The 22,146-nt window shown below is 63.7% G+C and carries 17 protein-coding genes and 2 pseudogenes; 12 read left to right on the forward strand and 7 right to left on the reverse strand.

Annotated elements, in window-relative coordinates; all coding sequences use genetic code 11:
• Positions 1-4: 4 nt before the first annotated feature.
• The 10 genes from GGQ91_RS04320 (at position 5) to GGQ91_RS04365 (ending at position 10,323) form a co-directional block, all read left to right on the forward strand.
• Positions 5-1,090 (forward strand): branched-chain amino acid ABC transporter permease, encoded by a 1,086-nt coding sequence (locus tag GGQ91_RS04320; RefSeq protein WP_182591432.1) that lies wholly within the window; start codon positions 5-7, stop codon positions 1,088-1,090.
• A complete protein-coding gene (locus tag GGQ91_RS04325) occupies positions 1,090-2,445 on the forward strand; it encodes an ABC transporter substrate-binding protein (RefSeq protein WP_182591433.1) in 1,356 nt (451 codons plus the stop codon). The genes GGQ91_RS04320 and GGQ91_RS04325 overlap by 1 nt, the downstream gene beginning before the upstream one ends.
• Entirely contained in the window at positions 2,442-3,212 is a 771-nt protein-coding gene (locus GGQ91_RS04330; protein WP_053609350.1) for an ABC transporter ATP-binding protein, read from the forward strand. The genes GGQ91_RS04325 and GGQ91_RS04330 overlap by 4 nt, the downstream gene beginning before the upstream one ends.
• Positions 3,213-3,255: 43 nt before the next feature.
• Positions 3,256-4,512: an acyl-CoA dehydrogenase family protein gene (locus GGQ91_RS04335; protein ID WP_182591434.1), complete on the forward strand. Its 1,257-nt coding sequence runs from the start codon at positions 3,256-3,258 to the stop codon at positions 4,510-4,512.
• Positions 4,512-4,679, forward strand: a complete 168-nt coding sequence (locus GGQ91_RS04340; RefSeq protein ID WP_159020355.1) for a hypothetical protein — start codon at positions 4,512-4,514, stop codon at positions 4,677-4,679. The genes GGQ91_RS04335 and GGQ91_RS04340 overlap by 1 nt, the downstream gene beginning before the upstream one ends.
• A gap of 262 nt (positions 4,680-4,941) precedes the next feature.
• Positions 4,942-5,838: a LysR family transcriptional regulator gene (locus GGQ91_RS04345; protein ID WP_043379259.1), complete on the forward strand. Its 897-nt coding sequence runs from the start codon at positions 4,942-4,944 to the stop codon at positions 5,836-5,838.
• Between the two features lie 163 nt (positions 5,839-6,001).
• The gene (locus GGQ91_RS04350; RefSeq protein ID WP_075381099.1) at positions 6,002-6,727 is read left to right on the forward strand and encodes a PIG-L deacetylase family protein; all 726 of its coding nucleotides are present in this window, start codon (positions 6,002-6,004) and stop codon (positions 6,725-6,727) included.
• Entirely contained in the window at positions 6,724-7,413 is a 690-nt protein-coding gene (locus tag GGQ91_RS04355) for a 4-carboxy-4-hydroxy-2-oxoadipate aldolase/oxaloacetate decarboxylase (protein WP_182591435.1), read from the forward strand. Before GGQ91_RS04350 ends, GGQ91_RS04355 begins: the two co-directional genes overlap by 4 nt.
• A gap of 82 nt (positions 7,414-7,495) precedes the next feature.
• A complete protein-coding gene (locus tag GGQ91_RS04360) occupies positions 7,496-8,824 on the forward strand; it encodes an MFS transporter (protein WP_236961874.1) in 1,329 nt (442 codons plus the stop codon).
• A 41-nt stretch (positions 8,825-8,865) separates the two neighbouring features.
• Positions 8,866-10,323 carry an MmgE/PrpD family protein gene (locus GGQ91_RS04365; protein WP_182591436.1) on the forward strand — a complete coding sequence of 486 codons (1,458 nt, stop codon included), beginning with the start codon at positions 8,866-8,868 and terminating at the stop codon, positions 10,321-10,323.
• A gap of 30 nt (positions 10,324-10,353) precedes the next feature.
• On the opposite strand, the pseudogene GGQ91_RS28580 reads toward GGQ91_RS04365, so the two are convergent.
• Positions 10,354-10,852: pseudogene (locus GGQ91_RS28580) on the reverse strand (integrase core domain-containing protein).
• Between the two features lie 627 nt (positions 10,853-11,479).
• Between GGQ91_RS28580 and GGQ91_RS28585 the strand changes: the two are divergent.
• On the forward strand, positions 11,480-11,617 hold the full coding sequence (locus GGQ91_RS28585) for a DUF6538 domain-containing protein (RefSeq protein ID WP_403090787.1): 138 nt from the start codon (positions 11,480-11,482) through the stop codon (positions 11,615-11,617).
• Between the two features lie 4 nt (positions 11,618-11,621).
• Here the strand turns inward: GGQ91_RS28585 and GGQ91_RS04375 are convergent.
• Positions 11,622-12,309: pseudogene (locus tag GGQ91_RS04375) on the reverse strand (integrase core domain-containing protein).
• 126 nt (positions 12,310-12,435) lie between these two features.
• Between GGQ91_RS04375 and GGQ91_RS04380 the strand changes: the two are divergent.
• Positions 12,436-12,576: a hypothetical protein gene (locus GGQ91_RS04380; protein WP_182591437.1), complete on the forward strand. Its 141-nt coding sequence runs from the start codon at positions 12,436-12,438 to the stop codon at positions 12,574-12,576.
• Positions 12,577-12,582: 6 nt separating this feature from the next.
• On the opposite strand, the gene mcrC is transcribed toward GGQ91_RS04380, so the two are convergent.
• The 5 genes from mcrC to GGQ91_RS04405 all read right to left on the reverse strand — a co-directional run bounded on the left by mcrC (position 12,583) and on the right by GGQ91_RS04405 (position 22,134).
• Positions 12,583-13,725, reverse strand: a complete 1,143-nt coding sequence (gene mcrC / locus GGQ91_RS04385; protein ID WP_182591438.1) for a 5-methylcytosine-specific restriction endonuclease system specificity protein McrC — start codon at positions 13,723-13,725, stop codon at positions 12,583-12,585.
• Positions 13,725-15,929, reverse strand: a complete 2,205-nt coding sequence (locus GGQ91_RS04390) for an AAA family ATPase (RefSeq protein WP_210281096.1) — start codon at positions 15,927-15,929, stop codon at positions 13,725-13,727. Before GGQ91_RS04390 ends, mcrC begins: the two co-directional genes overlap by 1 nt.
• 75 nt (positions 15,930-16,004) lie before the next feature.
• Entirely contained in the window at positions 16,005-18,674 is a 2,670-nt protein-coding gene (locus GGQ91_RS04395; RefSeq protein ID WP_182591439.1) for a DEAD/DEAH box helicase, read from the reverse strand.
• Entirely contained in the window at positions 18,671-20,335 is a 1,665-nt protein-coding gene (locus GGQ91_RS04400; RefSeq protein WP_182591440.1) for a site-specific DNA-methyltransferase, read from the reverse strand. The genes GGQ91_RS04395 and GGQ91_RS04400 overlap by 4 nt, the downstream gene beginning before the upstream one ends.
• Positions 20,332-22,134 carry an AIPR family protein gene (locus GGQ91_RS04405; protein ID WP_182591441.1) on the reverse strand — a complete coding sequence of 601 codons (1,803 nt, stop codon included), beginning with the start codon at positions 22,132-22,134 and terminating at the stop codon, positions 20,332-20,334. The genes GGQ91_RS04400 and GGQ91_RS04405 overlap by 4 nt, the downstream gene beginning before the upstream one ends.
• Positions 22,135-22,146: the final 12 nt, after the last annotated feature.

Below are 22,146 nucleotides of genomic sequence, written 5' to 3' on the forward strand. Positions count from 1 at the left end.
CGCGATGCCTCCCGCTGCCGCGGCCCTCGACGGCCGCGCCCTCGCCGCGACGTCCACGCCGGCCGGTTCACCGATCCGGGCAGCGGGCATTCTCGCCGCCCTCGCCATCGCCGCCGTGGCGGTGCCGGTCGTCGCGGACGACTACTGGTACAACGCGATCCTGATTCCGTTCCTGATCATGGCGCTGGCGGGCCTCGGCCTGAACCTGACCATGGGCTTCGCGGGCCAAGCGTCCCTCGGCACGGGCGCCTTCATGGCGGTCGGCGCGTACGCAACCTACAACCTCCTGCTCAGGGTGCCGGTGCTCCCGCTGCCCTTCAGCCTGCTCGGTGGAGGGCTGATCGCCGGCCTCGTCGGCCTCGTCGTCGGCCTGCCGAGCCTGCGGATCAGGGGGTTCTACCTCGTGGCGCCGACTTTGGCGGCGCAGTTCCTGATCGCGTGGACCTTCAATCAGGTCGGCTGGTTCTCGAACTACGCCACGTCGAGCGCGATCTCGGCCCCCCATCTGGCCTTGCTCGGCCGCGATCTGTCGAGCCCGGCCGGGCGTTACGCCTTGACGCTCGCGAGCGTCGTCGTCGTCACGGCCGTGGCGTGGCGGCTCGTGCGGAGTCGGACCGGCCGCGACTGGCGCGCCGTACGCGACGGCGAGACGGCTGCCGCGATCATCGGCGTCCCGGTGTCCCGAGCGAAGCTGTCGGCCTTCTTCGTCGGGGCTGCCGTGAGCGGCGTGGCCGGCGCACTCTGGGCCTTCGCCTATCTCGGCACGGTCGATGCCCGAAGCTTCGATCTCGATCGCTCGTTCCAGGCGATGTTCATCATCATCGTCGGCGGTCTGGGCAGCCTGTCGGGAAGCTTCCTCGGCGCAGCGTTCATCGTGCTCACGCCGATCCTGCTCTCGCACCTGTCCGGCACGATCCTGGGAACGGGCCTCGACGGCGGGCAGATCGCCAATCTCCAGCGCGTCGTCTTCGGCGCCCTCATCATCGGCTTCCTGATCAAGGAGCCGAACGGCCTCGCCGCGCTCCTCGGGAGCCTCGTCGACCGCCTGCGCCGTCTGGCCCACCGACCTGACCCTCTCGGAGAAGACTGATGACCCGCCTCGCACGGACCATGCGCATCGTTGCGCTGGCCGCCCTTCTCGGAACCGGCACGGTCGCCACGGCCCCGGCCGGAGACGCGGCCCGGCAATACTTCCCGCTCCCAACATTCCGCGTGGGCGCCTACGCCTCGTCCGGCATTCCCGTCTGGGCCGGGACCATCGATTACCTTCGCTACATCAACGAGGTCGAAGGCGGCATCAACGGCGTCAAGCTGTTCTGGGACGAGTGCGAGACCGAATGGGCGGTCGAGAAGGGCGTGGAGTGCTACGAGCGGGTGAAAGGCGGCCGTGACGGCTCGCCCGTGCCCCTCTTCCTGCCCCACGGCGATCCGGTCTCGAAGGCGCTTACCGAGAAGTCGGTGGCCGACAAGATCCCCCTCGTGACCACCGGCTACGGCCGAACGGAGGCCATCGACGGCCGCGTGTTTCCCTACAGCTTCACGGTTCTGTTCAGCTTCTGGAGCGAGGCCTCCTCGGCAATCAACTATATCGCCGAGCAAGTGGGCGGGAAGGACAGGCTCAAGGGCCTGAAGATCGCCACCGTCTACCACGACAGCCCGTATGGGAAGGAGACGCAGATCCCCCTCGACCTTCTGGCCAAGACCTACGGCTTCGAGAATATCCAGATCGCGGTGCCGCATCCCGGCAACGACCAGTCCGCGCAATGGGCGCGGATCCGGCAGATCAAGCCGGATTGGGTGTTCCTGCGGGGATGGGGCGTGATGACGCCGGTGGCGATCAAGACCGCCGCCAAGACGGGTTTCCCCGTCGATCACATCATCGGCGGGATCTGGTCGGGCTCCGAGGAAGACGTGCGCCCGGCCGGCAGCGTCGGGAAGGGATATCGCGCCATCACACCGTTCCCGGCGGGGCAGGACTTCGAGATCCTCAAGAAGATCAAGGCCGCCATCGTCGACAAGGGCCTGAGCGACCTGAAGGACCCGAAGAGCTTCGGATCGGTCTACTACAATTCCGGCGTGATCGAAGCGATCATCGCCGTCGAGGCCATCCGGACGGCGCAGGGGCGCTTTGGCCGCAAGCCGATCGACGGCGCACAAGGGCAATGGGGCCTGGAGCACCTCGTCCTCGACGAGCCCCGCCTGAAGGCGCTGGGCGCGGAAGGGCTGGTGCAGCCCCTCCGTCTCTCGGTGAAGGACCATGAGGGAGGCGGCGCCGGCAAGGTGCTGCAGTGGGACGGCACGCAATGGGCGGCGGTCAGCCACGGCTGGGTGAAGTCCGACCGGGACCTGCTCCTTCCGCGCATCTACGAGCGCGCCGCGGCCTATGCCCGGGAGAAGGGCATCACGCCCCGCGGCGAGGAGACCGCCGAGGCGATCGCGCGATGACGGCGCCGGCTGCCTTTCTCGAGGTGGACGGCATCGAGGCCGTCTACGGGAACGCCATCCTGGCGCTGAGGGACGTCTCCCTTTCCCTCGGTGCGGGAGAGATCGTGGCGTTGCTCGGCGCGAACGGCGCCGGGAAGACCACGACGCTCAGGGCGATCTCGAGCCTGCTCGGTGCGCAGCGCGGCTCACTTCGCCGCGGCCACGTCCGCTGGCAGGGGGAAGCGACCGCGCGGCTCGATCCGGCCAGCCTCGTCCGAAGGGGCTTGGTGCAGGTGCTCGAAGGCCGGCACGTCTTCGGCCAGCTCACGGTCGAGACGAACCTGGAGATCGGCGGCTATCTCCGCCGACCGAGCCGAGCGCAACTCGCCCGCGATCTGGAGCGGATCTACGCGTGGTTCCCACGCCTCAGGGAGCGCCGGCATACGCGGGCGGGACTGACCTCGGGAGGCGAGCAGCAGATGGTGGCCATCGGCCGCGCCCTGATGACGCGTCCGAAGCTGCTCCTGCTGGACGAGCCCTCCATGGGCCTCGCCCCCCGCGTCGTCGCCGAGATCTTCGAGAGCCTCGCTCGCCTGAACCGCGAAGAGGGGCTGAGCCTCCTCATCGCCGAGCAGAGCGCTCACCTCGTCCTGGAGCACGCCCACCGCGCGGTCGTGCTCGAGAACGGGCGCGTCGTCGCGACCGGGAATGGCCGCGATCTCTCGGCCAGCGGCCGGCTCGACGCTCTCTACCTCGGTGAGCCGGGCGCCACGCCGACACGCCACTGACCCGCGCCCGGCTTCCATCGCATCCGGAGGACACGAGACCGCCATGACTGCTTCGGAACGACAGGGATCTGCCCATTGGGGGGTCGCGCCGAGCCCGCGCTACGAGGCCCTCGCGGGGCGATTTCGGCCGCTCTTTGCCCAAATCCGCGAGGGCGCCATCGAACGGGAACGGAACCGAGACCTTCCCTATCCGGCCTTCGCCGCGTTGCGGGACGCGAAATTCGGTGCCCTTCGGGTCCCCGAGGCCGAGGGGGGGGTCGGGGCGAGCCTGCCGGACCTGTTCGCGCTCCTCGCCGAGTTGGCCGAGGCCGATTCCAACCTGCCTCAGGCGTTGCGAAATCATTTCGGCTTCGCGGAGGACACCGTCGGCAGCCCGAAAGACGAGCGCCGCGCGCGGTGGATCCAGCGTCTGACGGCGGGCGACCTGTTCGGGGGAGCGTGGTCCGAGACCGGCCCGGCCAAAGTCGGCGTGTTCGAAACCCGCATCCATCGCAGCGGTGCGGGGTGGGGCGTGACGGGTCGGAAATTCTACACGACCGGCTCTCTCTTCGCGGACTGGATCGACGTGGTCGGCACTGGTCCTGATGGCGAAGAGACCTCCGCCATCGTCGCGGCGAAAGGACCGGGCCTCGAGATCGTCGACGATTGGGACGGCTTCGGCCAGCGGCTCACGGCCAGCGGTTCGACCGTCTTCGACGATGCCGACGTTCTAGGGGATCCGCTTCCGACCGCCTCGCGGTTCTCCTACGGGCCGGCCTTCTTTCAGGCTGTCCATCTCGCCACCCTCACCGGCATCGCCCGGGCCGCGGCCACGGAGGTGACGAGCGCCGTCCGCGACCGCAACCGGACCTATTCCCATGCGGCGGGGGCCCGGCCGAGTTCCGATCCGCAGGTGCTCCAGGTGGTCGGGCGGGTCCACGGCCTCGCCTATGCCGCCGGCGCCATCACCCTGCGGGCTGCGGAGGCCGTCCAGCGCGCCTACGACGCCCGCATCGGTGCTGTGCGGGAGGAGGAAGCCCATGCGATCAACGTGAGGGCGGAGATCGAGTTGGCGCAGGCCCAGAGCGTTCTCACCGGACTCGTCCTGGACGCAGGAACGATCCTGTTCGACGCCCTGGGCGCGTCGGCCACCCGGTCCGGTCTCGCGCTGGACCGACACTGGCGCAACGCCCGGACGATCGCGTCCCACAATCCGCGGATCTACAAGGACCGCATCGTCGGGGATTTCGCCGTGAACGGCACCGAGCCCCCGTTCCAGTGGAAGATCGGTCAATCGCCCGCTCTGTCCGGCGGCACGTAATGGGCGAGTACGATGCCCGCGGGCACGGCCAGGTCGGACAGGCGGCGCAGGCCGCGGTCGCCCGGCCGCCCCTGCAGTCCTGCAGCGATGTCAGCCCCGACGAGGCGGCGCACGGCCGACCGGAGCGGAAGCGCTCCAGCGCCAATGCCTGCGTCGCAAAGCTCTGATGCGAAGCAAAGGTCTGACGCGGAGATCAGACCGGCTTGAACGCCGGCACAGCTGTCATCCGCAGGGCCTTACCCACCGATCGCCGGTGCAGCGAATGGGCCAGTGTCTCCGCCGATGCGCAAACGCGGCATCGTACCCGTGCGATGGGCTTGGCCGCATGATCCGGTCCCGAGCGTGCGGACAGGGGCAGCTTCTCGCCGAGCCGCAAGCATGTCACTCCGCACGATGGACAGCGCGGTCGCGCGTGGGACGTAGGGCACGATGGAGCGCGTGGACTTCCTGGGGCTCCAGGCCTTTCTCAGCATCGCCAACTGGGGAAGCTTCAACCGAGCGGCGGCCAGTCTCAACCTGTCCCAGGCCGCCTTGAGCCATCGCCTCAAGAAGCTGGAGGACGAACTCGGGGTGAAGCTCGTCGCCCGCACGACGCGCCAGGTCACCTTGACCCCCGCCGGTGTCGACCTGCTGCCGAGCGCTCAGCGCATCGTCGAGGAGCTGTCCCAGATCTTCGGAAAGCTGCGCGCGCAGGGGCGCGAGAGCCAGGACCTCGTCCGCATCGGGTGCCTGCCAACCATCGCGAGTTCTCACCTGCCCCTCATCCTGCAGCGCTTCGGCCAGCGCGACCCAGGGGTGCTCGTACGCATTCTGGACCATTCGGCGACTGCCATCGTGGAGCGCGTGCGGGCGGGCGAGGCGGAGTTCGGCGTTACCATCATGTCCGCCCAGCACTACGACCTCGACATCGCTCCGATCCATCAGGAGCCCTTCGTGCTCGTCTGTCGTGCCGGTCATCGGTTCGCGGGGGAAAAAGCGGTTACATGGAGCGATCTGCGCGACGAGCGCTTGGTCAAGATCGGCGAGCAGACCGGCAACAACCTGCTCATCGCGGCCGGGCTCGGCGGGCGCTATGCCGAGATGGGCTGGACATACGAGGTTCACCGCGTCGCCACGGCGATCGGCCTCGTGCTCGGCGGCCTCGGCATCACCGTGGTCCCGCGCCTTGCCTTCCAGACGGCACCCGGCAGCGACCTCGTCGCCGTGCCGCTGCGAGGGCCCAGCATCTCGCGCACGATCGGCATCGTCACTCGCCGCGGCCACACGCTGTCGTCGCCGGCCGAACGTCTGGCGCGGATCTTCCGCGAGTATTTTCAGACGGTTTGAGCGGGGACGACGGGCCGTGGGATCGCACCCATCTATCGATTTTATGCAATAAAAACCGCAATCATTTCATTTGTCTCATACATGGGCGTTGACTAGTCATCGATCCTGAAGACAGCGCGCAGGTCCTGCCTCGCCGCTGGAATGAGGGAGGACACCGACGGCCATGACTTCAGTTCCCAAGTCAGGTCTCGTGGTGACCGCCCACCCCGGCGATTTCGTCTGGCGGGCAGGCGGGGCCATCGCGCTCCACGCAGCGAAGGGCTACCGCCTCAAGATCGTTTGCCTCTCTTACGGTGAGCGCGGCGAGAGCCAGTGGGCCTGGAAGTCGGCCGGCGTGCGCCTGGAGGATGTGAAGGCGCAGCGGCGTGCCGAGGCGGAGGAGGCCGCCGCGATCCTCGGCGCCGAAATCGAGTTCTTCGACGTCGGCGATTATCCCCTGCGCGTGGGCGAGGCCGAGCTCGACCGCTTGGTTGATGTCTACCGCGAGTTGAATCCGGCCTTCGTGCTGACGCACGCGCTGGAGGATCCCTACAACTTCGACCATCCGGTCGCCGCCCATCTCGCCCAGGAAGCGCGGGTCATCGCACAGGCCGCCGGCCATAAGCCGGACCACGAGCGCCGCTACAGCGCGCCGCCGGTCTTCCTGTTCGAGCCGCACCAGCCCGAGCAGTGCAACTTCAAGCCCCAGGTGATCCTCAACATCGATTCCGTCTGGGCGACGAAGCAGCGGGCCTTCCGGGTGCTCGCCGCCCAGCGCCACCTCTGGGATTATTACGAGCGCGTCGCCCTCAACCGCGGCGTCCAGGGCGGCCGGAACTCCGGCACGGCGATGACGTACGGCGAGGCCTACCAGCGGCTCTTCCCGATGGCGGCGGAGGTGCTGTCATGAGGAACGTCGTCGTCCGCAACATTCCGCGCCTCGCGCCCGAGGTGGCGCAGCGGCTCGCCGGGCATGGCGTCTCCACCGTGCACGAGGCCCAGGGACGCACGGGCCTGCTGAAGCCGTACATGCGTCCGATCTGGGAAGGTGCTGCCATCGCCGGCAGGGCCGTCACGGTGCTCGCCCAGCCCGGCGACAACTGGATGCTGCACGTCGCCATCGAGCAGTGCCGGCCGGGGGATGTCCTCGTCGTCGCCTGCACCACCGACAACACCGACGGCATGTTCGGCGATCTCCTCGCCACCTCGCTGAAGGCCCGCGGCGGGATCGGCCTCGTCATCGACGCCGGCTGCCGCGACGTGCGGATCCTCAAGCAGATGGGCTTCCCGGTCTGGTCGCGCGCGATCTCGGCCAGGGGCACCGTGAAGGCGACCCTCGGCAGCGTGAACGTCCCGGTGGTCTGCGCCGGCGCCCTGGTCCGGCCGGGCGATGCGATCGTGGCGGACGACGACGGCGTCGTGGTCGTGCCTTGCGCCGACGCGGCCGCGGTGGCGGCGAAGGCCGACGCCCGGACCGCCAACGAGGAGGCGAAGCGCGCCCGCCTCGCCGCGGGCGAACTCGGCCTCGACCTCTACCGGATGCGCGAGACCCTCGCGGCCGCCGGCCTGGAATACGTCGACGATCCGCAGGACTGACGCCCCCGTACCCGGGCGCCCGGCAGACCGCCCGAAAGAGGCGGCGCAGGGCACGATCCGTCGTGCCAGGAGGAAACGCACCATGATGAAGCTCGGCTGGTACCACGACCTCGACGATACGGAGCGGCGAACCTACTGGGCCTGCTTCGCGGGCTTCGGCCTCGATGCCATGGACACGACGATCTACGCGCTCGTCATTCCGGCCCTCATCGCAACGCTCGGCCTCACGCAGGCCGAGGCCGGCTACCTCGCCACTGCCTCCCTCGCGGGCGCCGCGGTCGGCGGCTGGGCCGCCGGCATCCTGGCCGACCGAATCGGCCGGGTCCGGATTCTCCAGCTCACCATCCTGATGGTAGCCGGCTTCACCTGCCTCGCCGCGTTCATGAGCGATTTCTGGTCGCTCGCCGCCGTCCGGTTCCTGCAGGGCGTCGGCTATGGCGGCGAGGCGGCCGTTGGCGGGGTGCTGATCAGTGAGGTCATCAGGCCGGGCCTTCGGGGCCGGGTCGCGGCCTCTGTCCAGAGCAGCTACGCGGTCGGCTACGCGATCTCGGTCAGCCTTCTGCCGGTCATCGCCGCGCTCTTCTCGGAGGAGATGGGCTGGAGGGTGTTCTTCGCCCTCGGCATCGTGCCGGCCGGCCTCGTCTTCTTCATCCGCCGGCTCGTGCCGGAATCCGGCATCTACATGCAGGCAAAGGCCGCGCAATCCGACGGCGCGGTGTCGCCGCCGGTCTGGACGATCTTCACGGGCCGGCATCTGCGCCGCACCTTCGCGGCAGCGGTGATGTCCACCGGCATCTTCGGGGGCGCCTACGTGATGATCACGTGGCTGCCGACCTATCTGCGGACGGCCCTCGGCCTCTCGATCAAGTCGAGCACCGGCTATCTCGCGATGAACATCCTGGGCTCCCTCGTCGGCCCGCTGCTCTACGGCTGGCTGTCGGACCGGATCGGCCGCCGTCCCGCCTTCATGACGTTCCTCGTCCTGCAATCGGGCAACGTCGCGATCCTCCTGCTCGCGCCGATCGGCCTCGGCACCACGATCGTGCTGAGCTTCTTCCTGGGCGCGTTCCAGGGCGCCCTGGCCGCCGGCATGCTGCCGACCTTCGCGGAGCTGTTCCCCACGTCGATCCGGGCGAGCGGCCAGGGCTTTTGCCTCGGTGGCGGACGCGGGTTCGGCTCGGTGGTGCCCGCCACGGTCGGCATCCTGGCGGCCAGCCTGCCGCTCGGCACCGCGATGGGCGCCTGCGCCCTGTGCGCCTACGGCGTCGCCTTCTGCGCGACCCTTCTTCTCCCGGAGACCGCCGGCGCGGATCTGCACGGTGACCCGGGCGCCCGGGACCCGCGCCCCGTTGCGCCCGGCCGGGCAGACGGTCACGCCGTGACGCCCCATCTCGCTCGAACCGACGCATGAGGGCCACGCTGCCCACGGCAGGGCTCAGGGAGCAGCACGGCATGGCCCAGGACACCACGGCACGCGGAACGAGCCGGAGAAGGATTCTGCAGGCGGCGGGCGGCCTCCTCGCCACCGCCGCCGTGCCGGCCCGGGCGGCCCCGGCCGGGGCCGAGATCACCGGACGGCTCGCCCGCTACATGGTCGAGGCACGCGACAGGCCGCTTCCGCCGGATGTCGTGCTGGCCTGCAAGCACCGCATCCTCGACACGTTCGGCGCCATGATCTCCGGCGCTCGCATGCGGCCAGGCGAGATGGCGACGGCCTATGTCCGCAGCCTCGGCAGCTTCGATCAGGCCACCGTCGTGGCCTCGGATCTGCGCACCACCGCGATCAACGCCGCCCTCGCCAACGCCATGTGCGCCCATGCCGACGAGACGGACGATTTCGAGCCTGTCACCAAAGCGCATCCCGGCTCGGCCACCGTGCCGGCGGCTCTCGCGATGGCTGAGAAGGAGGGCCGCTCGGGTCAGGACATGATCCGCGCCGTCGTTCTCGGCTACGATCTGTGCTGCCGTCTCCTCCTGGCGCTCGGGCCGGATCTCGTCCGGGGCTCCCACCGGAGCGCCGAGGGAACGAGTTCCACCTTCGGGGCCCTGGGCGCAGCGGCCGCGCTCGCCCGCCTCGACGAGCGGCGCACGCGCTTCGCGCTCTCCTATGCGGCCCAGCAGGTCTCTGGGCTCTGGAGCTGGGTCAAGGACGAGGACCATATCGAGAAGGCCTTCGACTTCGCCGGGATGGGCGCCCGCAACGGCGTCACCGCGGTCACGATGGTCCAGGCCGGCCTGACTGGCGTCGCCGACGTCCTCGACGGCACGCACAATCTGTTCATCGCGCTCTCGACCGACCCCAAGCCCGAAGCAATGCTGGATGGGCTCGGAAGCCGGTATTTCATCTCGGAAACCGCGATCAAGACCTTCTCGGTCGGGTATCCGATCCAGTCGCCCCTCGATGCAATCTTGACCTTGCGCGAGCGCCACGGCCTGCGCGCCGCAGATGTGCAGCGGATCGTCGTGCACCTGCCGACCGACGCGGTTGGCATCGTCGGGCACAGCGCCATGCCGGATGTGAACTGCCAGCATCTCGTCGCCCTGGCACTCGTGAAAGGAGCCGTCTCCTTCTCGGACAGCCATGATGCGAGCCTGATGCAGAATCCTGCGATTCGGTCCGCACGCGAGAAGGTTGATGTGGTGGGCGATCCCGGCCTGATGACGCGGGAGGCCCCGCGCAGCGCGCGGGTCGAGGTGACCCTCACCGACGGGAGGAGGCTGGAACATTTCACGAAGTTTCCGCCCGGGACCAAGGAGCCCCCCCTGAATACGGAGCGGGTGAACGCGAAGGTGCGCGACCTCATCACGCCGGTGCTCGGTGTGCCGCGCGCCGACGCGCTGATCACGCGTCTCAACGACCTTGAAAACCTCACCGACGTTCGAGGGCTGCGGAGTTTGATCGCTTCCTGATGGGGGACCTTGCCCCCTGTTTGCCCTCGTTCATAACCGGAGCCCGTTCCGGTTCTGGTCGTGCTCGGACCGGGTTGCAGATGCGTTCGGGGTTGAGCCCGCCGAAGCTCGTGTGAGGGCGGCAGGTGTTGCAGTCTGCCCGCCACACCTCGGCCATGGTCCGAGCCGCCGGCAGGCTCCGGAACAGCTGCTCGTTCAAGCACTCGTCGCGCAAGCGGCCATTGAGGGTCTCGACGAAGCCGTTCTGCTGCATGCACTGGACGTCAGAAGGTCTTCCCCAGAGCCTCGCGCAGCGTGGCCACGTCGAGCCTCGCCTCGACCAAGAGCGTCTTGCGCTTACGGCTCTCCTCGTCGAGCGCCTTCAGCCGGCGCGCATCCGAGACCTCCGTGCCGCCCCAGCGCGAGCACCACGTGTAGAACGTCGCGTCGCCGATGCCGCGACGGCGGCAGACCTCAACAACCGGCAATCCGGCCTGCTGCTCCTTCAGGATCCGATGCTCTGCGCTTCGCTGAACCGGCTCTTCTTCATCGTCCGTCCCCTGATCGACGGACTCTCGCTTCAGAACGAGGGCAAGCCAGCGGCCAAAGGAGGAGTCGCATTTCGCGATCTCCCTGGCATCCACGCCCGCCCGCTACGGTCGGAGGTGTGGCGAGGCGAGCGTGGAAGGTCAGTGGGGGCTTAGGCCACCGACAAGCTCGGCAGTAGCAAGCGAGCTTTGCCGGATCATGTCCCGACGTCACGAACGCTGATCGCGCATCCGGTGCAGGCGTCAGCCGTTACCGCGTGGTTCCGCTGTTACCCACAGCGTTAACCCGGTGCGTTCGGGAATGCCTTGAAATCTGGCTAAGTGATGGCGCGCCAGCTCGAACAAAAATGCGAACACGTATGTGATTAAAATCTTGAGGTAAATTCAAGCACACATTGTGCGCCCGGCAAGGGCACCCAATTGCGATTGTTGCGCTCCGATTGTGGGCGAAAATCTGCCTGGGACGTTTGAAGCCGATAAATTGTCCCCGCACCGAGGGTTCGAATCCCTCCGTCTCCGCCATTTAAATAATTGATTAAAATAGCCTTTTTTGACCCGAAAAGCGTCGTCCTTGTCACAGCGCCCCGTCACAGTCTGGGCCTGCGCCCAGGCTCCGATTCGGGGTGGGCATGTACGTCGTCAGACGCGGCGACCGTTGGTGGTTTCGAAAGGCCGTTCCCGTAGACCTCGTTGACGTGCTCGGCATCGCCGTGGTTCGTCGGTCGCTGCACACTGACCTGACCGGTATTTTGGACCGAGCCGAGTAGGAGGCTACTGCATGGCCGCTGCCATGGGTAGCCGGAAGGCCAGATCCGGGTAGCTGACAGGCGCGGGCGGCCGATAGTTCAGGGACGAGTGCGGCCGGACGCGGTTGTAGGTAGTTTGCCAAAGACCTATCACGATCTGTGCCTCCTTCAGCGAGTAGAAGATCTCCTGTCTCAGGCACTCATCCTGAAGCTTGTCATTGAAGCTCTCGCAGTACCCGTTCTCCCACGGCGAGCCCGGCGCGATGTACTGGATCTGTGCTCCGGCTTTGGCGACCCACTTGCGCAGCGCCTTCGAGATCATCTCAGGGCCGTTATCGCAGCGGATGTGCTCGGGGATCCGGCAGGCTGACGTTCCGAGAGGTCGTACTTCTCCCGGATGCCATCGACCGCCTGCCGGCGCCGCTCGGGGGCTAGAAGTTTCCCGAGGCGACGTCCACCAGCACCTGCTTCTCCAAGGATAGATCGGCTACTAGCCGCCGCAGCCGCGCGTTCTCGCGCTCCAAATCCTTCATTTTCCTGGCCTAGTCGACTTGGAGGCCGCCGTACTCCTTGCGCCAGCGGTAATAGCTCTGCTCAGAGATCTCCGCCTCCTTGCACGCCAGCGCTAAACTCTTGCCCTGGGCTGTCTGCACCTCGATCTGGCGCAGCTTCAGTACCACCTGCTCCGCGCTCGTCTTCTGACCTCGCCGCATGTCCGACTCCTTCGGTCCTGGCTGATCCTCTCAATCAGCCCGGTCCAAAGCCAGCCGGTCAGGTCAGAGAAGAAGGGCCAGACTATCGAGCAAGTCCTGAATTGGCTCTTGGCCCTGAATGGTTGCTTGTCATCCCGGACCGGCGGCGAGGTCCGGCATGGGGTCGACCTTAAGAGTGGCATCTCCATCGATGCCGACGAAGTCCGGCTCAACTGCAACCTGGCCCGCAGCTACGTGACCTTCCTCGTAGCCGAGGATGATCGATGAGCCGAATCAGCCAGTAGGCGCGCCCATGAACGGTCCGACCGGCGGCGGTGGGATGAGGGCGCGCAGACGTGCGATGATCGATGTCGTCGGCAGCATCAGATCGACCGTCGCGAACCGAATATCGTGCCCTTGGATGCGGACGGTCTCGTCGACCTCGGCGTCGATGCCGGGATGCAGAAACATTCCCGCCGCATGGCTGGAAAGCGGATCATCGGGCCGTTCCTGCGTCCGCAGATAGGCGTACATCTGGTAGATGTAGCCGCTCTTCAGGATCGCCGCGCGATGTTGCGATCTCCCGAAAACAGACGTGAACTTCGTGTCGATGACGATCCGTTGCGCTGAAAACCCGTGCTCGAGAATGATGTCCGAGATCATTCCCGGCATTATGGCAGCGATGCCTGGTGTAGCACGCTCGATCTGCCACTTGAGGCCCTTTCCCAGTTGCACCTTCCACCCTAGAGGCGACAGCTCTGCAGCGTAGAACATCCCGACCGCCTTCTCGAACAGGTGGCGAACGAGGATGATATCCTTCTCAACGCCTGCGAGCGTATGTCCGCCTGCCTCCTCCGTCGGCAGGACTAGATCGAAGACGAAGTGCGCGAGCGTCACCATCAGCATGTCGTTAGCGTCATGACGGCCGACGCGGTCGACACTGAGCTCAGCCCGCGACGGTTTGAGCCCGCCAACACCATGGCGGCCGAGATCTCCGGCGAGCCGCAAGCAATCATGCGCGAGGACGCGATCGTCAACCCAGGAGGAGAGAGCGTCCAGGGCAGCTCGGACCAGCCGGTTCCGCGGCGTGTCGAAAGTGAACTCTTCGAAACGGCAGGCGATCATGCCCTTGCTGAGAAGATCCCCCGCGTACGTCTCCAGCAGGTCGATGCGACCGCGGACTCGCGTGAGCGCCGCCTCTTTCTGAATGTATCCTCGACTAAGATTGCGCCGTAGCCGGCGGTCGACGGCGTAGCAAAGGATGCGGGCGATCAGTGAAGGAAAGTCAGGGGAGGCTTCGGCCGCGGCACCGTATTGCCCTTGGAACCGTGCGAGGTTGTGAGCATAGAGAAACAACAGCCAGATATTACGGACCGGGATGCGGCCGATGTGGCGGCTGCCCAAGGCACCCGGTTCCAAAGCCGGTGCGGCGAGCATCAGAAACCTTCCAGGAGCTTTTGCCGGGCGGCCGTCACTTTCTCGGGCGCATCGAACCAGTACTCCTCCAGGAGCGGCACGATTTCCGTTCGTACGACGTCGCCGAACCAGCTCCGCCCGTCTACGGTGGTGCTCCCCGCCGGCGGTGTCACGTAGCTGTGCCCGATCCGATATTGAGGACCGAGGGACCGGTCCTGCCCTATCTCTTCGTTGAGCGCGTTCATGCGCTGCTCGACCAGGCTGACGTCGTCGTCATGAAGGCCGCAACGGGTGGTGCACCAGGCGCGCCACAGTCCGTTGAGCTGCGGGCAGAGCCCGAAGAAGGCGAAACGCCGCCGCAACGCCAGATCGACGAGCGCGAGCGACCGGTCGGCGATGTTCATCGTGCCGATCACATACAGGTTGCGGGGCACATGGACGCGCTCTCCAGGCTCGCGCCGATAGGCAAGCTCCATCGCTTCCTCAGGGCCGCGTTTGGTATCCTCGAGCAGCGTCAGCAACTCTCCGAATATCTGTGCAGGATTCCCCCGGTTGATCTCCTCGATTACGAGAACGAACGGCCTGTCGGGCTCTGCGTTGGCCGCCTCTACGATCTGAAGAAACAGCCCATCGACAAGTTCGAGTTTGCCGACCCCGGACGGGCGCCAGCCCCGGACGAAATCCTCGTATGACAGCGAAGGATGGAACTGGACGACATGGAGCCTGTCACGTGTGACTTTCGGGTCACGCGATCCGATGAGCGCAAAGGCCAACCGCTTCGCGAGCCAGGTCTTCCCAGTACCGGGCGGCCCCTGTAGGATGAGGTTCTTCTTAAGCCTCGCCCGGGACAAGATCAGCGCCAGCTCGTTTTTCGGTAAGAAGCAGCCTTCTTCGGTGATCTGGGCGATCGTATAGGACGGCGCGGCAGCTTCCTCTTCGGTTTCGATCGGGTCGGGTTCAAAAAACTCCTCAAGCGTCGCAATCTTCTGCTCCGGACCGTACTTCTTGGCGAAATACGGCCGCTGCAGCCAATAATCAAAATCCTGCTTCGCGCCGGCAAACGTGAATACAATCAGCTTGCGCGCCGGCTCGTCGTGCGGGTTCGCCTCCACCACTGTCACGCGGTAGGTGTAGAGATACCAATCCCGTGGCGGATTGAGCACCTCCCAATCCACCTTGACCGTCTTCCCGTCCTTCAGGTTCTCTGTAATCGTTCCGATCGCCTTGATCCGCATACACGACACCGGCTTGCTGCGGTTGTCGAATGGCAGGTTGTGCTTACGTACGAACGAGGCCTTGATGGCAATCCGATCGCCGGCCTTCATGCGCAGGACGTCCTCACTTATCTCGTCGTTGTCCGTCTGCCAGATACCGTCATCGAAGAAGCGCTTGCTCTGATCGTTCGAGCCTCCCCAGGCCGCGCCGACGAACCAGAAGCGCCGCTCCGGATCATCGAACAGCTCCTGCCCGGTCACCGTCTCCGGAGCCGCCTCTTCCTCATCATCAGCGATCTTGAATTGGGCCTTGATCTGCTGGAACAGCGAAAATGCCTCTGTGTGCGTAAGCGAGGTGTTCTTTCCTTCCGAAGTGAGTGTCCACACGCCCCTTTTGGTGGCGTCGATCAGCCCTGCCTTGGCGAGATAGAAGCGCGCCCAAGCGACCTTGTTCTCGAATTTGGAGTGGCCGTTATTGTGCGTGCCGTTCAGCTCGTCGACCGGCACCTCCTCATGATCCCTGATCCAGGCGAAGACCTTCTCAGGCGTCGCTGCCCCGCCCTGCTCGCGCAGCGCCTCAAGCACGGGGTCGAGGTAATGGACGAAACGTGGCCGGCCGGGCCCGCTCGGGGAGCCGTCGGCCGGGATGCCGAGCTCAGCGGGTGCTATCTTCGACCAGGCGAAGGTGGCCTTCTGCTGCTCGCGGAGGAAGGCTTGCGGGTCTTCCGCCTGAATGCCCAGCTTTCTGGCTGCTGCTAAGAAGCCCGAAAGCGAATCGCCCTCAAGGGCACCTGACTCGATGTTCTCACGATTGACGACAATTGAAGAAATGAGCGGCCATCCGCGATCATGGGAAATTTTCACCAGCTGGTCGAGATGAGATGATATCGGACGGCGCGCTTTCTTCCATTCTACACCGCTCGCCTCTGCCACCTCACCGTAAGTCATAAACCGATCATCACGGGCTGCGCCAAGAATTGCTTTGTAGCTCTTATTCAGATCAAGACCCATTTGTTACCCCACGTGACTCTCATAGTGCGTCGGCCACCGGTTCGTGAGCAAGAGCTGACTTCAGTTTGCATATCCTCAGCTTCCAAAGCGACTTACAATACCTAATAGGGTCATGTTTTCCGCGATCGCATCATGCGGGATCAAGGCGTAGCGCCACGGTTTGCCGCCGTGACTTGCCGCATGATTGCTCGCATGCCGACACCATTCCAGAGCTGAATCGCGCTTCGCCAGCACCTCAGACTCGGTCATCTGGTTTGAGGCCTTCGGCTCAAGCATCAGGATGCTGTTATCAGTCTCTGCTACGAAGTCGGGCTGGTACTCCTGCAGGTCTGTCCCGCTGCGGTAGTACAACTGAAACTGCCCGCGCGCGGGCTTGAACCATTTTTGGGCTTCGCGATCGAGAATGACCGCGAGCTTCCGCTCGGCATCCGACTGGAACTTTTGTGTTGGATAAAGGCACTTCTGAAACCTGCCGAACAGGTAACGCGCCATATTCGCCTTATCGGAGGGGGACTCGCGGAAATCGAGAGGTGCCTCGCCGGCCGCCGCCGTGTACGCGCTCTTTCGTAGTTCAGTGAAGCCCCGCGTGACGACGACCTCGTATTCGACCACCGTGTCCTGCCAGAAGTGCGTCTGCATCTGCGCATGCACGAAGCGGGCGATTTCCTTCTGGTGGAGGCGCAGGATTTTGCGAACGCCGTCTTCCGGGTGCGTCGCCAAAAGATGGTTCGCCACCTGTGACGCGAGGTCGTAGAGCAGATCGGCGTGCTCGTCGTAGGCCACGTCATCAAAGTCGATAAGGCCGCTGACGATGTAGTCCTCCAGCCGCTGTTCATCGATATTGCCGGCGCCGAGACCGATCCGATCGACCTGCCCGGTTCTGAGGTGAGCAGCCCATAGCGTTTCGTTCGGCACCTCGTAGCGCATTCGCGACAGATCGAGCGTGAAGTGATGGAAGCCCGACTTCACCTCCCCCTTCGGGGTGACAAGGATACGGGGAATGTCGATCGTCTGCTGGACGACAAGGTCGACGGTCTTGGCAACGATGGCTGTCAGATCGGGTTGCTTGGCAATCCCGTCCAGCCCCAGCTGGGAAGCCCGATACTGGCTTTGGACCTCCCGCAGAACTGCAGCCTGTACCTCCGGCTTCTGCAGATGCGCGACGCTGGGCAGGCGCGACGGCTCGGTCTCCATCTTGCGGATCACGTCATAGGCGATCCGAACAACATGCTGCTCCTCGTGCGTGAACTCAGCCTGCGCCTCCTCGAAGCCCGACGTTCCGTTTACCGGTGTGTCGGAGCGTAGTCCCAGCTTGGCGGCAAGTTGAGGACGGCACTCGACCGTGACCGTCTTCTGCTGCAACTGCCCTTCTGTGAGGATCACCTGCTGGAGGCGGATGGCGGAGTCCGGCTTCCGGGCTTCGTCGACGATCTCCTGGAAGCGGTCATGCGCCACGATGTTCAGGCGGTCGACGGCTATGACCCCTGTCCGCCTGCCATAGGGAAGCCGCAGGCCACGCCCGATCGATTGCTCGATCAACGTCCGCGCATTAGCAGCGCGCAAGGGCACGATCGTATAGAGGTTGGTAACGTCCCAACCCTCTTTCAGCATGTTGACATGGATGACGATCTCGGTCGGCTCCTCCGGGCTTTCGACCTTCAGCAGCCTTTCGATTGTCTCCTCTTCCTTCACGCTGGAATCGACCTGGATGACCTTGTCCGTATAGCGTCCCTCGAAGAAGGCGGCGGACTTCACCAGCGTCATTAGTTCAGTAGCGTGGGTCGTGTCGCGTGCGATCACCAGCATGAACGGTTTGACGATTCGATCGCCGACCTGGCGCGCATAGGTCTCCAATTCGACCTTGACGCTTTCGTGCAGGCGCACGCCGTCTTCTAGCTTGATCTGCTGGAGCTGCTCGGGCGATTTTCCGGCCGCGACGAAGTTCTCGCGCGTTACGACGGCGGGTTCTTTCACGAAGCCATCGGCCATTGCGCGGCCGAGCGGATAGTCGAAGATCACGTTTTGGAACGGCGTCGGGCCGCGCGTCGTCTCGACGAATGGGGTCGCGGTTAGCTCCAGCCCCATAACTGGCTTCAACTCGTTGATTGCCCGCACGCCCGCCGTCGCGCGGTAGCGGTGAGATTCGTCCATGATCAGGACGAGGTCTTTCTGGGCCGCGAGATAGTCGAAATAGCTGTCCCCGATCTCCTCTTTGAAGCTGCGGATGCGCGGGCTACGGCCACCGCGAACCTCGGAATTGATCTTGGAGATGTTAAAGATGTTGATTGTGACGGGGAATAGGTTGCCGCCACTCGCTATTTGCCGTTCGAAATTGTCGCCCGTGGTGATGACAGGCGGCGAAATCGCGAACTCCGCGATGCCCTTCAGGACATATTTCGGCGTGTTGGGCGTGAAATCAGCGATCAGCTTGTTGTAGATCGTCAGGTTTGGCGCGAGAACGAAGAAGTTATTCAGGCCGTGCGCCAGGTGCAGATAGGCGATGAACGCGCCCATGAGCCGGGTCTTGCCGACGCCCGTTGCTAGCGCGAAACACAGGCTTGGGAAGTCGCGCTCGAAATCCGTGACGCTCGGAAATTCGGCTCGGATCGCCGCAAGCGCGGCTTCAAGATCGGCATCCTTTCGCGGCGGAACCAGCTCGGTGACGCGATCGAGAATCTCGAGAGATTGCCGCTGCGGAGCGCGGAGGCTGAGACGGCCAGAGATGGCGTTGACGTGACGGTTCATTGGTCGTCTACCGCGAGATCGAACAGGCCCGGCTGGGAGGCGGAACGAGGTGTTGCCTTGTCGATAGCCTTCGTCGCGGGCGGCGCTTTCGGGAGATTTTCGACGTTGAGGCTGTAATCGTCATGGCCCCATTCGCAGCGCTCGCGAATGTGGTTGGGGATCTTCTTCACCGTCAGATTGGGCCAGGCGGAGGTATTGCCGCGGAAGGCGGCGCAGAGCACCAGCAATGTTCGTCCTTCGCCGACCTCCTCACTCAGGACGTCCAGTTGCTCAGGCGACAGTATCTGCGTCGTCACATAGATGAAGTCGCGCTCGGTCGAGGTGCCGTGCTGCCAGTAGACGCTATCGCTCGGGGCATAGGTGAAGCTCTCAATCTTACACAACGCCTCGGCCAGCATCTCGGCATTGTAGGTCTTGCTGATGACCTCGCGGCCCCACTTGTCCTTTTCGAGGAGCGAAGGCGCGAGCTTGAAGTAGCGGAACCCGCCGCCGCCCTGCCAGCCGGTTGCCTCGGTCACCCCGCCCTTGTCCTCGCCGTCGATGACTTGTCTCAGGCGAGGAATGATGTGAGTGTGGCAATGCTCGCCCAACTCGACCATAATCCAGCGGCGGCCCATCTTGTGCGCGACTGCGCCGGTCGTGCCAGACCCAGCAAATGAGTCGAGGACCAGATCACCATCTACAGTAGCGATTTCTAGCACACGCTTCAGAAGTCGCTCAGGCTTTGGCGTTCCGAACCATTCTGACTTTTCCCAATCGGGAAAGAGGCGCTTCTGCTCAAACTTCGCCTGGCGATTGTGTCCAGTCTCCTCAAGATCAATCCAAAGTGTCGAAGGGGGAAGCCCTCCTTGCTCGCGCAAGTATGTCCGCCGGCGGATGCCTTTGCCATCTGCCGTGAAACGGATCTCACCGGTCGCAATCTTTTCCTGCAAGGTCTCTTTCGACCATCGCCACCCGTTTGTAGGAGGCTTGATCTTATGCCCCTGCGGAGAAATGAGATCGAAAATTAGGTTTTCGCGATAGGCCGGCGAACCAAGGGGATTGCCGTCGAACCAGGGTCCACGGGGATCATTATCTGGATTTTTGAAATGTTTGTATTTCTCGTCGCTGCCTCGCGTTTTAATAGTCAGCCAGTTTTCATTCTTTGAATAGACAAGCACGTGATTGTGATCGAGCGAAAATTGCTTGGCATCGTTGTTGCTGTTGTCCGACGATTTCCAAATCACATCAGCTACAAAGCACTTCCGACCGAAAACCTCGTCACACATTACCTTAAAGTAATGAGCTTCGTTGTCGTCCAAGGTCACCCAAAGCGAACCATCATCCGACAGAAGTCGCCGGATGATCTCCAGCCGGTCTCGCATCAAGCCGAGCCAGATCGAGTGCTCCAGCCCATCATCATAATGATCGAACGCGCTGCCCGTGTTGTAGGGCGGGTCGATGAAGACGCACTTCACCTTGCCGGCGAACTCCTGCTCCAGCGCCCTCAGCGCCAGCAGGTTGTCGCCGAAGATCAGCCGGTTGTCGAAAATGTCGTCGTCGCTGACGCGATGCTTGGCGTGATAGGACTTCTCCATGTCATCCAGCAGAATGCGTGGCTCCAGCCTCGGCCTGTTCTCTTTACCGACCCATGTGAGTTCGAGTTTCTGTTTTCTGGTCATGTGACATTTCCAATCTGCGGCGCCTTTACCGACAGATAGTCGAACAGGGCTTTTTGGGGGTATGGGTCGGTTGAAACGACCTTGGCTCGAAGCGGCGCAATCGCCGGATCGGCGTCGAGACCGTAGTGGGCGATCATCGCGTCCCGGAGGAGCGGAATGGCGTCTGTCTGGTTGCGGAAAATCCCCAACGGCCCCTTCAGCAAAGTCTTGGGCTGGACCGCGCCCCAGAGCGTCTGGCGAGCAGCATCGAAGGGAGCACCCAGCTCGGCGCGAAGCTTGGTTTCATCCATCAGTCTTGCGCCCACGATGACCTGCTTGACTCGCTTTGCCAGAATAAAGCCGAGGACGTAGACGCCATGCTTGTAGGTTAAACGCTCAAGTCCGTTGGCGACGATTGATTCGGTTACCATGCGCTGCTGGATGTAGCGGAGCACACGTACAGAATTTGCTAGCTGTATACCTGTCAGGCCGCCGCCGAAAAGGTTCTGATATGCTACGGACTCTGTATCAAGGAGTTGGGCTGGCTCCTTCTTCAGCCAAACGACATACCTCGGGTCGGACTGAGAGAGCGCCAACGCCTGAGCAGCCTCGTCGATGCGGATGCGTGATGCATCTTGTGCATTTTCTGGGCCATCGGCCTTGTATGCGTAATGAATGTTCAGATAGGCGAGCTCTCGCCGAAGCCGTTCTTGCTGATCGTCAAGCGCAGCGAAGTTCGCGAGTAGGACCGGATTTTGGTGGTTGCGCGCCCGCGTAACCGCCTTCCCGAAGGCCTGCTCGGCGTCAGCCTTGATGAGTGTTACCATCACCGAAGCTGCTGAGATGTCAGCGCCAGTGTTCTCTGCAAGGTAGCGCGCCGAGGATGCAATGGTCTGCGCTCCATTGATCACGGAAACTCCGGTTACTTTGAACCGCTTATCAGCTCTTGTGCCGTTCTTCGCTTCAATCTGCTCGCAGAGAGCCGTAACCCCATTGTTGAGGTACAGAAAGTCGGCGGGCCTATTAGCAAGCGTTTCTCGGATCGAGCGATTTACCTCGGTCGTCTGCCCAAGGAAGGTTCGAATATTCTTTGCATAAAGCGCCTTGCCGTGCATGTCGTGAAGGTGAATGAGGTCGGCTACTTTCACCATTCCAAAATAGGTTTTCCGCGGCGCCATCGAGGAAGCCCAATCGCGCAGTGTCAGGGTTGCGTCCACCCGGGGATAGGCTTGGCCATCCTGTAGACCAATGACGACGCGAGAAGCATCGTAGTCGATGACTGCCTTCTTTAAACGTTCTTCGCCGTGGTCATCATCATTCAACAGATCATTGATCGCCGTCGCCGCGTGATTGCTAATGCCAGAACCGGTATGCGCGATAACAAGTTGAATGTGAGAGCATGCCTCCAAAGCCCCTTCAATGTCGGCTTGTCGGCTCAGAACGTGGGCGTTGAACCCGGTGAAGTCCTGCTTGATCAGTCTTCGGACGCCCTGGCAGAACGCATTGGCTTCATCCTGGCTGAATGTTTCGGAAGCTTTCAACTTTCCCTGAATGATGTAAAGTGTTTCGGAGCTACCGTGGTAGAATATGGCGTCGATGCCAAAATCATCAAAGTCGTCGACCACTGCGGTTGCAGCGTCAACAGGAGTAATTTCGCACAGGTTTTGAATTGCATACGCGCTGAACGCGCGGGATAAATTCTTCTTGGTCTGCTGATCCGCCGGCTTGGTCACATCAAGCAAAGGAGGCAGATTTGGTACAAGATCTCGTCCGAGAACGATTTCTAGAAGAGACATATTGTGTGCGCTGAGAGGAGCCATTTCGAATCTCTA

Source organism: Methylobacterium fujisawaense (assembly GCF_014138435.1).
Taxonomy (GTDB): Bacteria; Pseudomonadota; Alphaproteobacteria; order Rhizobiales; family Beijerinckiaceae; genus Methylobacterium; species Methylobacterium fujisawaense.

What these genes read in the sequence shown, in the direction of transcription:
- GGQ91_RS04320 (WP_182591432.1), top strand. Translation starts at nt 5, where the DNA reads ATGCCTCCCGCTGCCGCGGCCCTCGACGGCCGCGCCCTCGCCGCGACG.
- GGQ91_RS04325 (WP_182591433.1), top strand. Translation starts at nt 1,090, where the DNA reads ATGACCCGCCTCGCACGGACCATGCGCATCGTTGCGCTGGCCGCCCTT.
- GGQ91_RS04330 (WP_053609350.1), top strand. Translation starts at nt 2,442, where the DNA reads ATGACGGCGCCGGCTGCCTTTCTCGAGGTGGACGGCATCGAGGCCGTC.
- GGQ91_RS04335 (WP_182591434.1), top strand. Translation starts at nt 3,256, where the DNA reads ATGACTGCTTCGGAACGACAGGGATCTGCCCATTGGGGGGTCGCGCCG.
- GGQ91_RS04340 (WP_159020355.1), top strand. Translation starts at nt 4,512, where the DNA reads ATGGGCGAGTACGATGCCCGCGGGCACGGCCAGGTCGGACAGGCGGCG.
- GGQ91_RS04345 (WP_043379259.1), top strand. Translation starts at nt 4,942, where the DNA reads ATGGAGCGCGTGGACTTCCTGGGGCTCCAGGCCTTTCTCAGCATCGCC.
- GGQ91_RS04350 (WP_075381099.1), top strand. Translation starts at nt 6,002, where the DNA reads ATGACTTCAGTTCCCAAGTCAGGTCTCGTGGTGACCGCCCACCCCGGC.
- GGQ91_RS04355 (WP_182591435.1), top strand. Translation starts at nt 6,724, where the DNA reads ATGAGGAACGTCGTCGTCCGCAACATTCCGCGCCTCGCGCCCGAGGTG.
- GGQ91_RS04360 (WP_236961874.1), top strand. Translation starts at nt 7,496, where the DNA reads ATGATGAAGCTCGGCTGGTACCACGACCTCGACGATACGGAGCGGCGA.
- GGQ91_RS04365 (WP_182591436.1), top strand. Translation starts at nt 8,866, where the DNA reads ATGGCCCAGGACACCACGGCACGCGGAACGAGCCGGAGAAGGATTCTG.
- GGQ91_RS28585 (WP_403090787.1), top strand. Translation starts at nt 11,480, where the DNA reads ATGTACGTCGTCAGACGCGGCGACCGTTGGTGGTTTCGAAAGGCCGTT.
- mcrC (WP_182591438.1), bottom strand. Translation starts at nt 13,725, where the DNA reads ATGCTCGCCGCACCGGCTTTGGAACCGGGTGCCTTGGGCAGCCGCCAC.
- GGQ91_RS04390 (WP_210281096.1), bottom strand. Translation starts at nt 15,929, where the DNA reads ATGGGTCTTGATCTGAATAAGAGCTACAAAGCAATTCTTGGCGCAGCC.
- GGQ91_RS04395 (WP_182591439.1), bottom strand. Translation starts at nt 18,674, where the DNA reads ATGAACCGTCACGTCAACGCCATCTCTGGCCGTCTCAGCCTCCGCGCT.
- GGQ91_RS04400 (WP_182591440.1), bottom strand. Translation starts at nt 20,335, where the DNA reads ATGACCAGAAAACAGAAACTCGAACTCACATGGGTCGGTAAAGAGAAC.
- GGQ91_RS04405 (WP_182591441.1), bottom strand. Translation starts at nt 22,134, where the DNA reads ATGGCTCCTCTCAGCGCACACAATATGTCTCTTCTAGAAATCGTTCTC.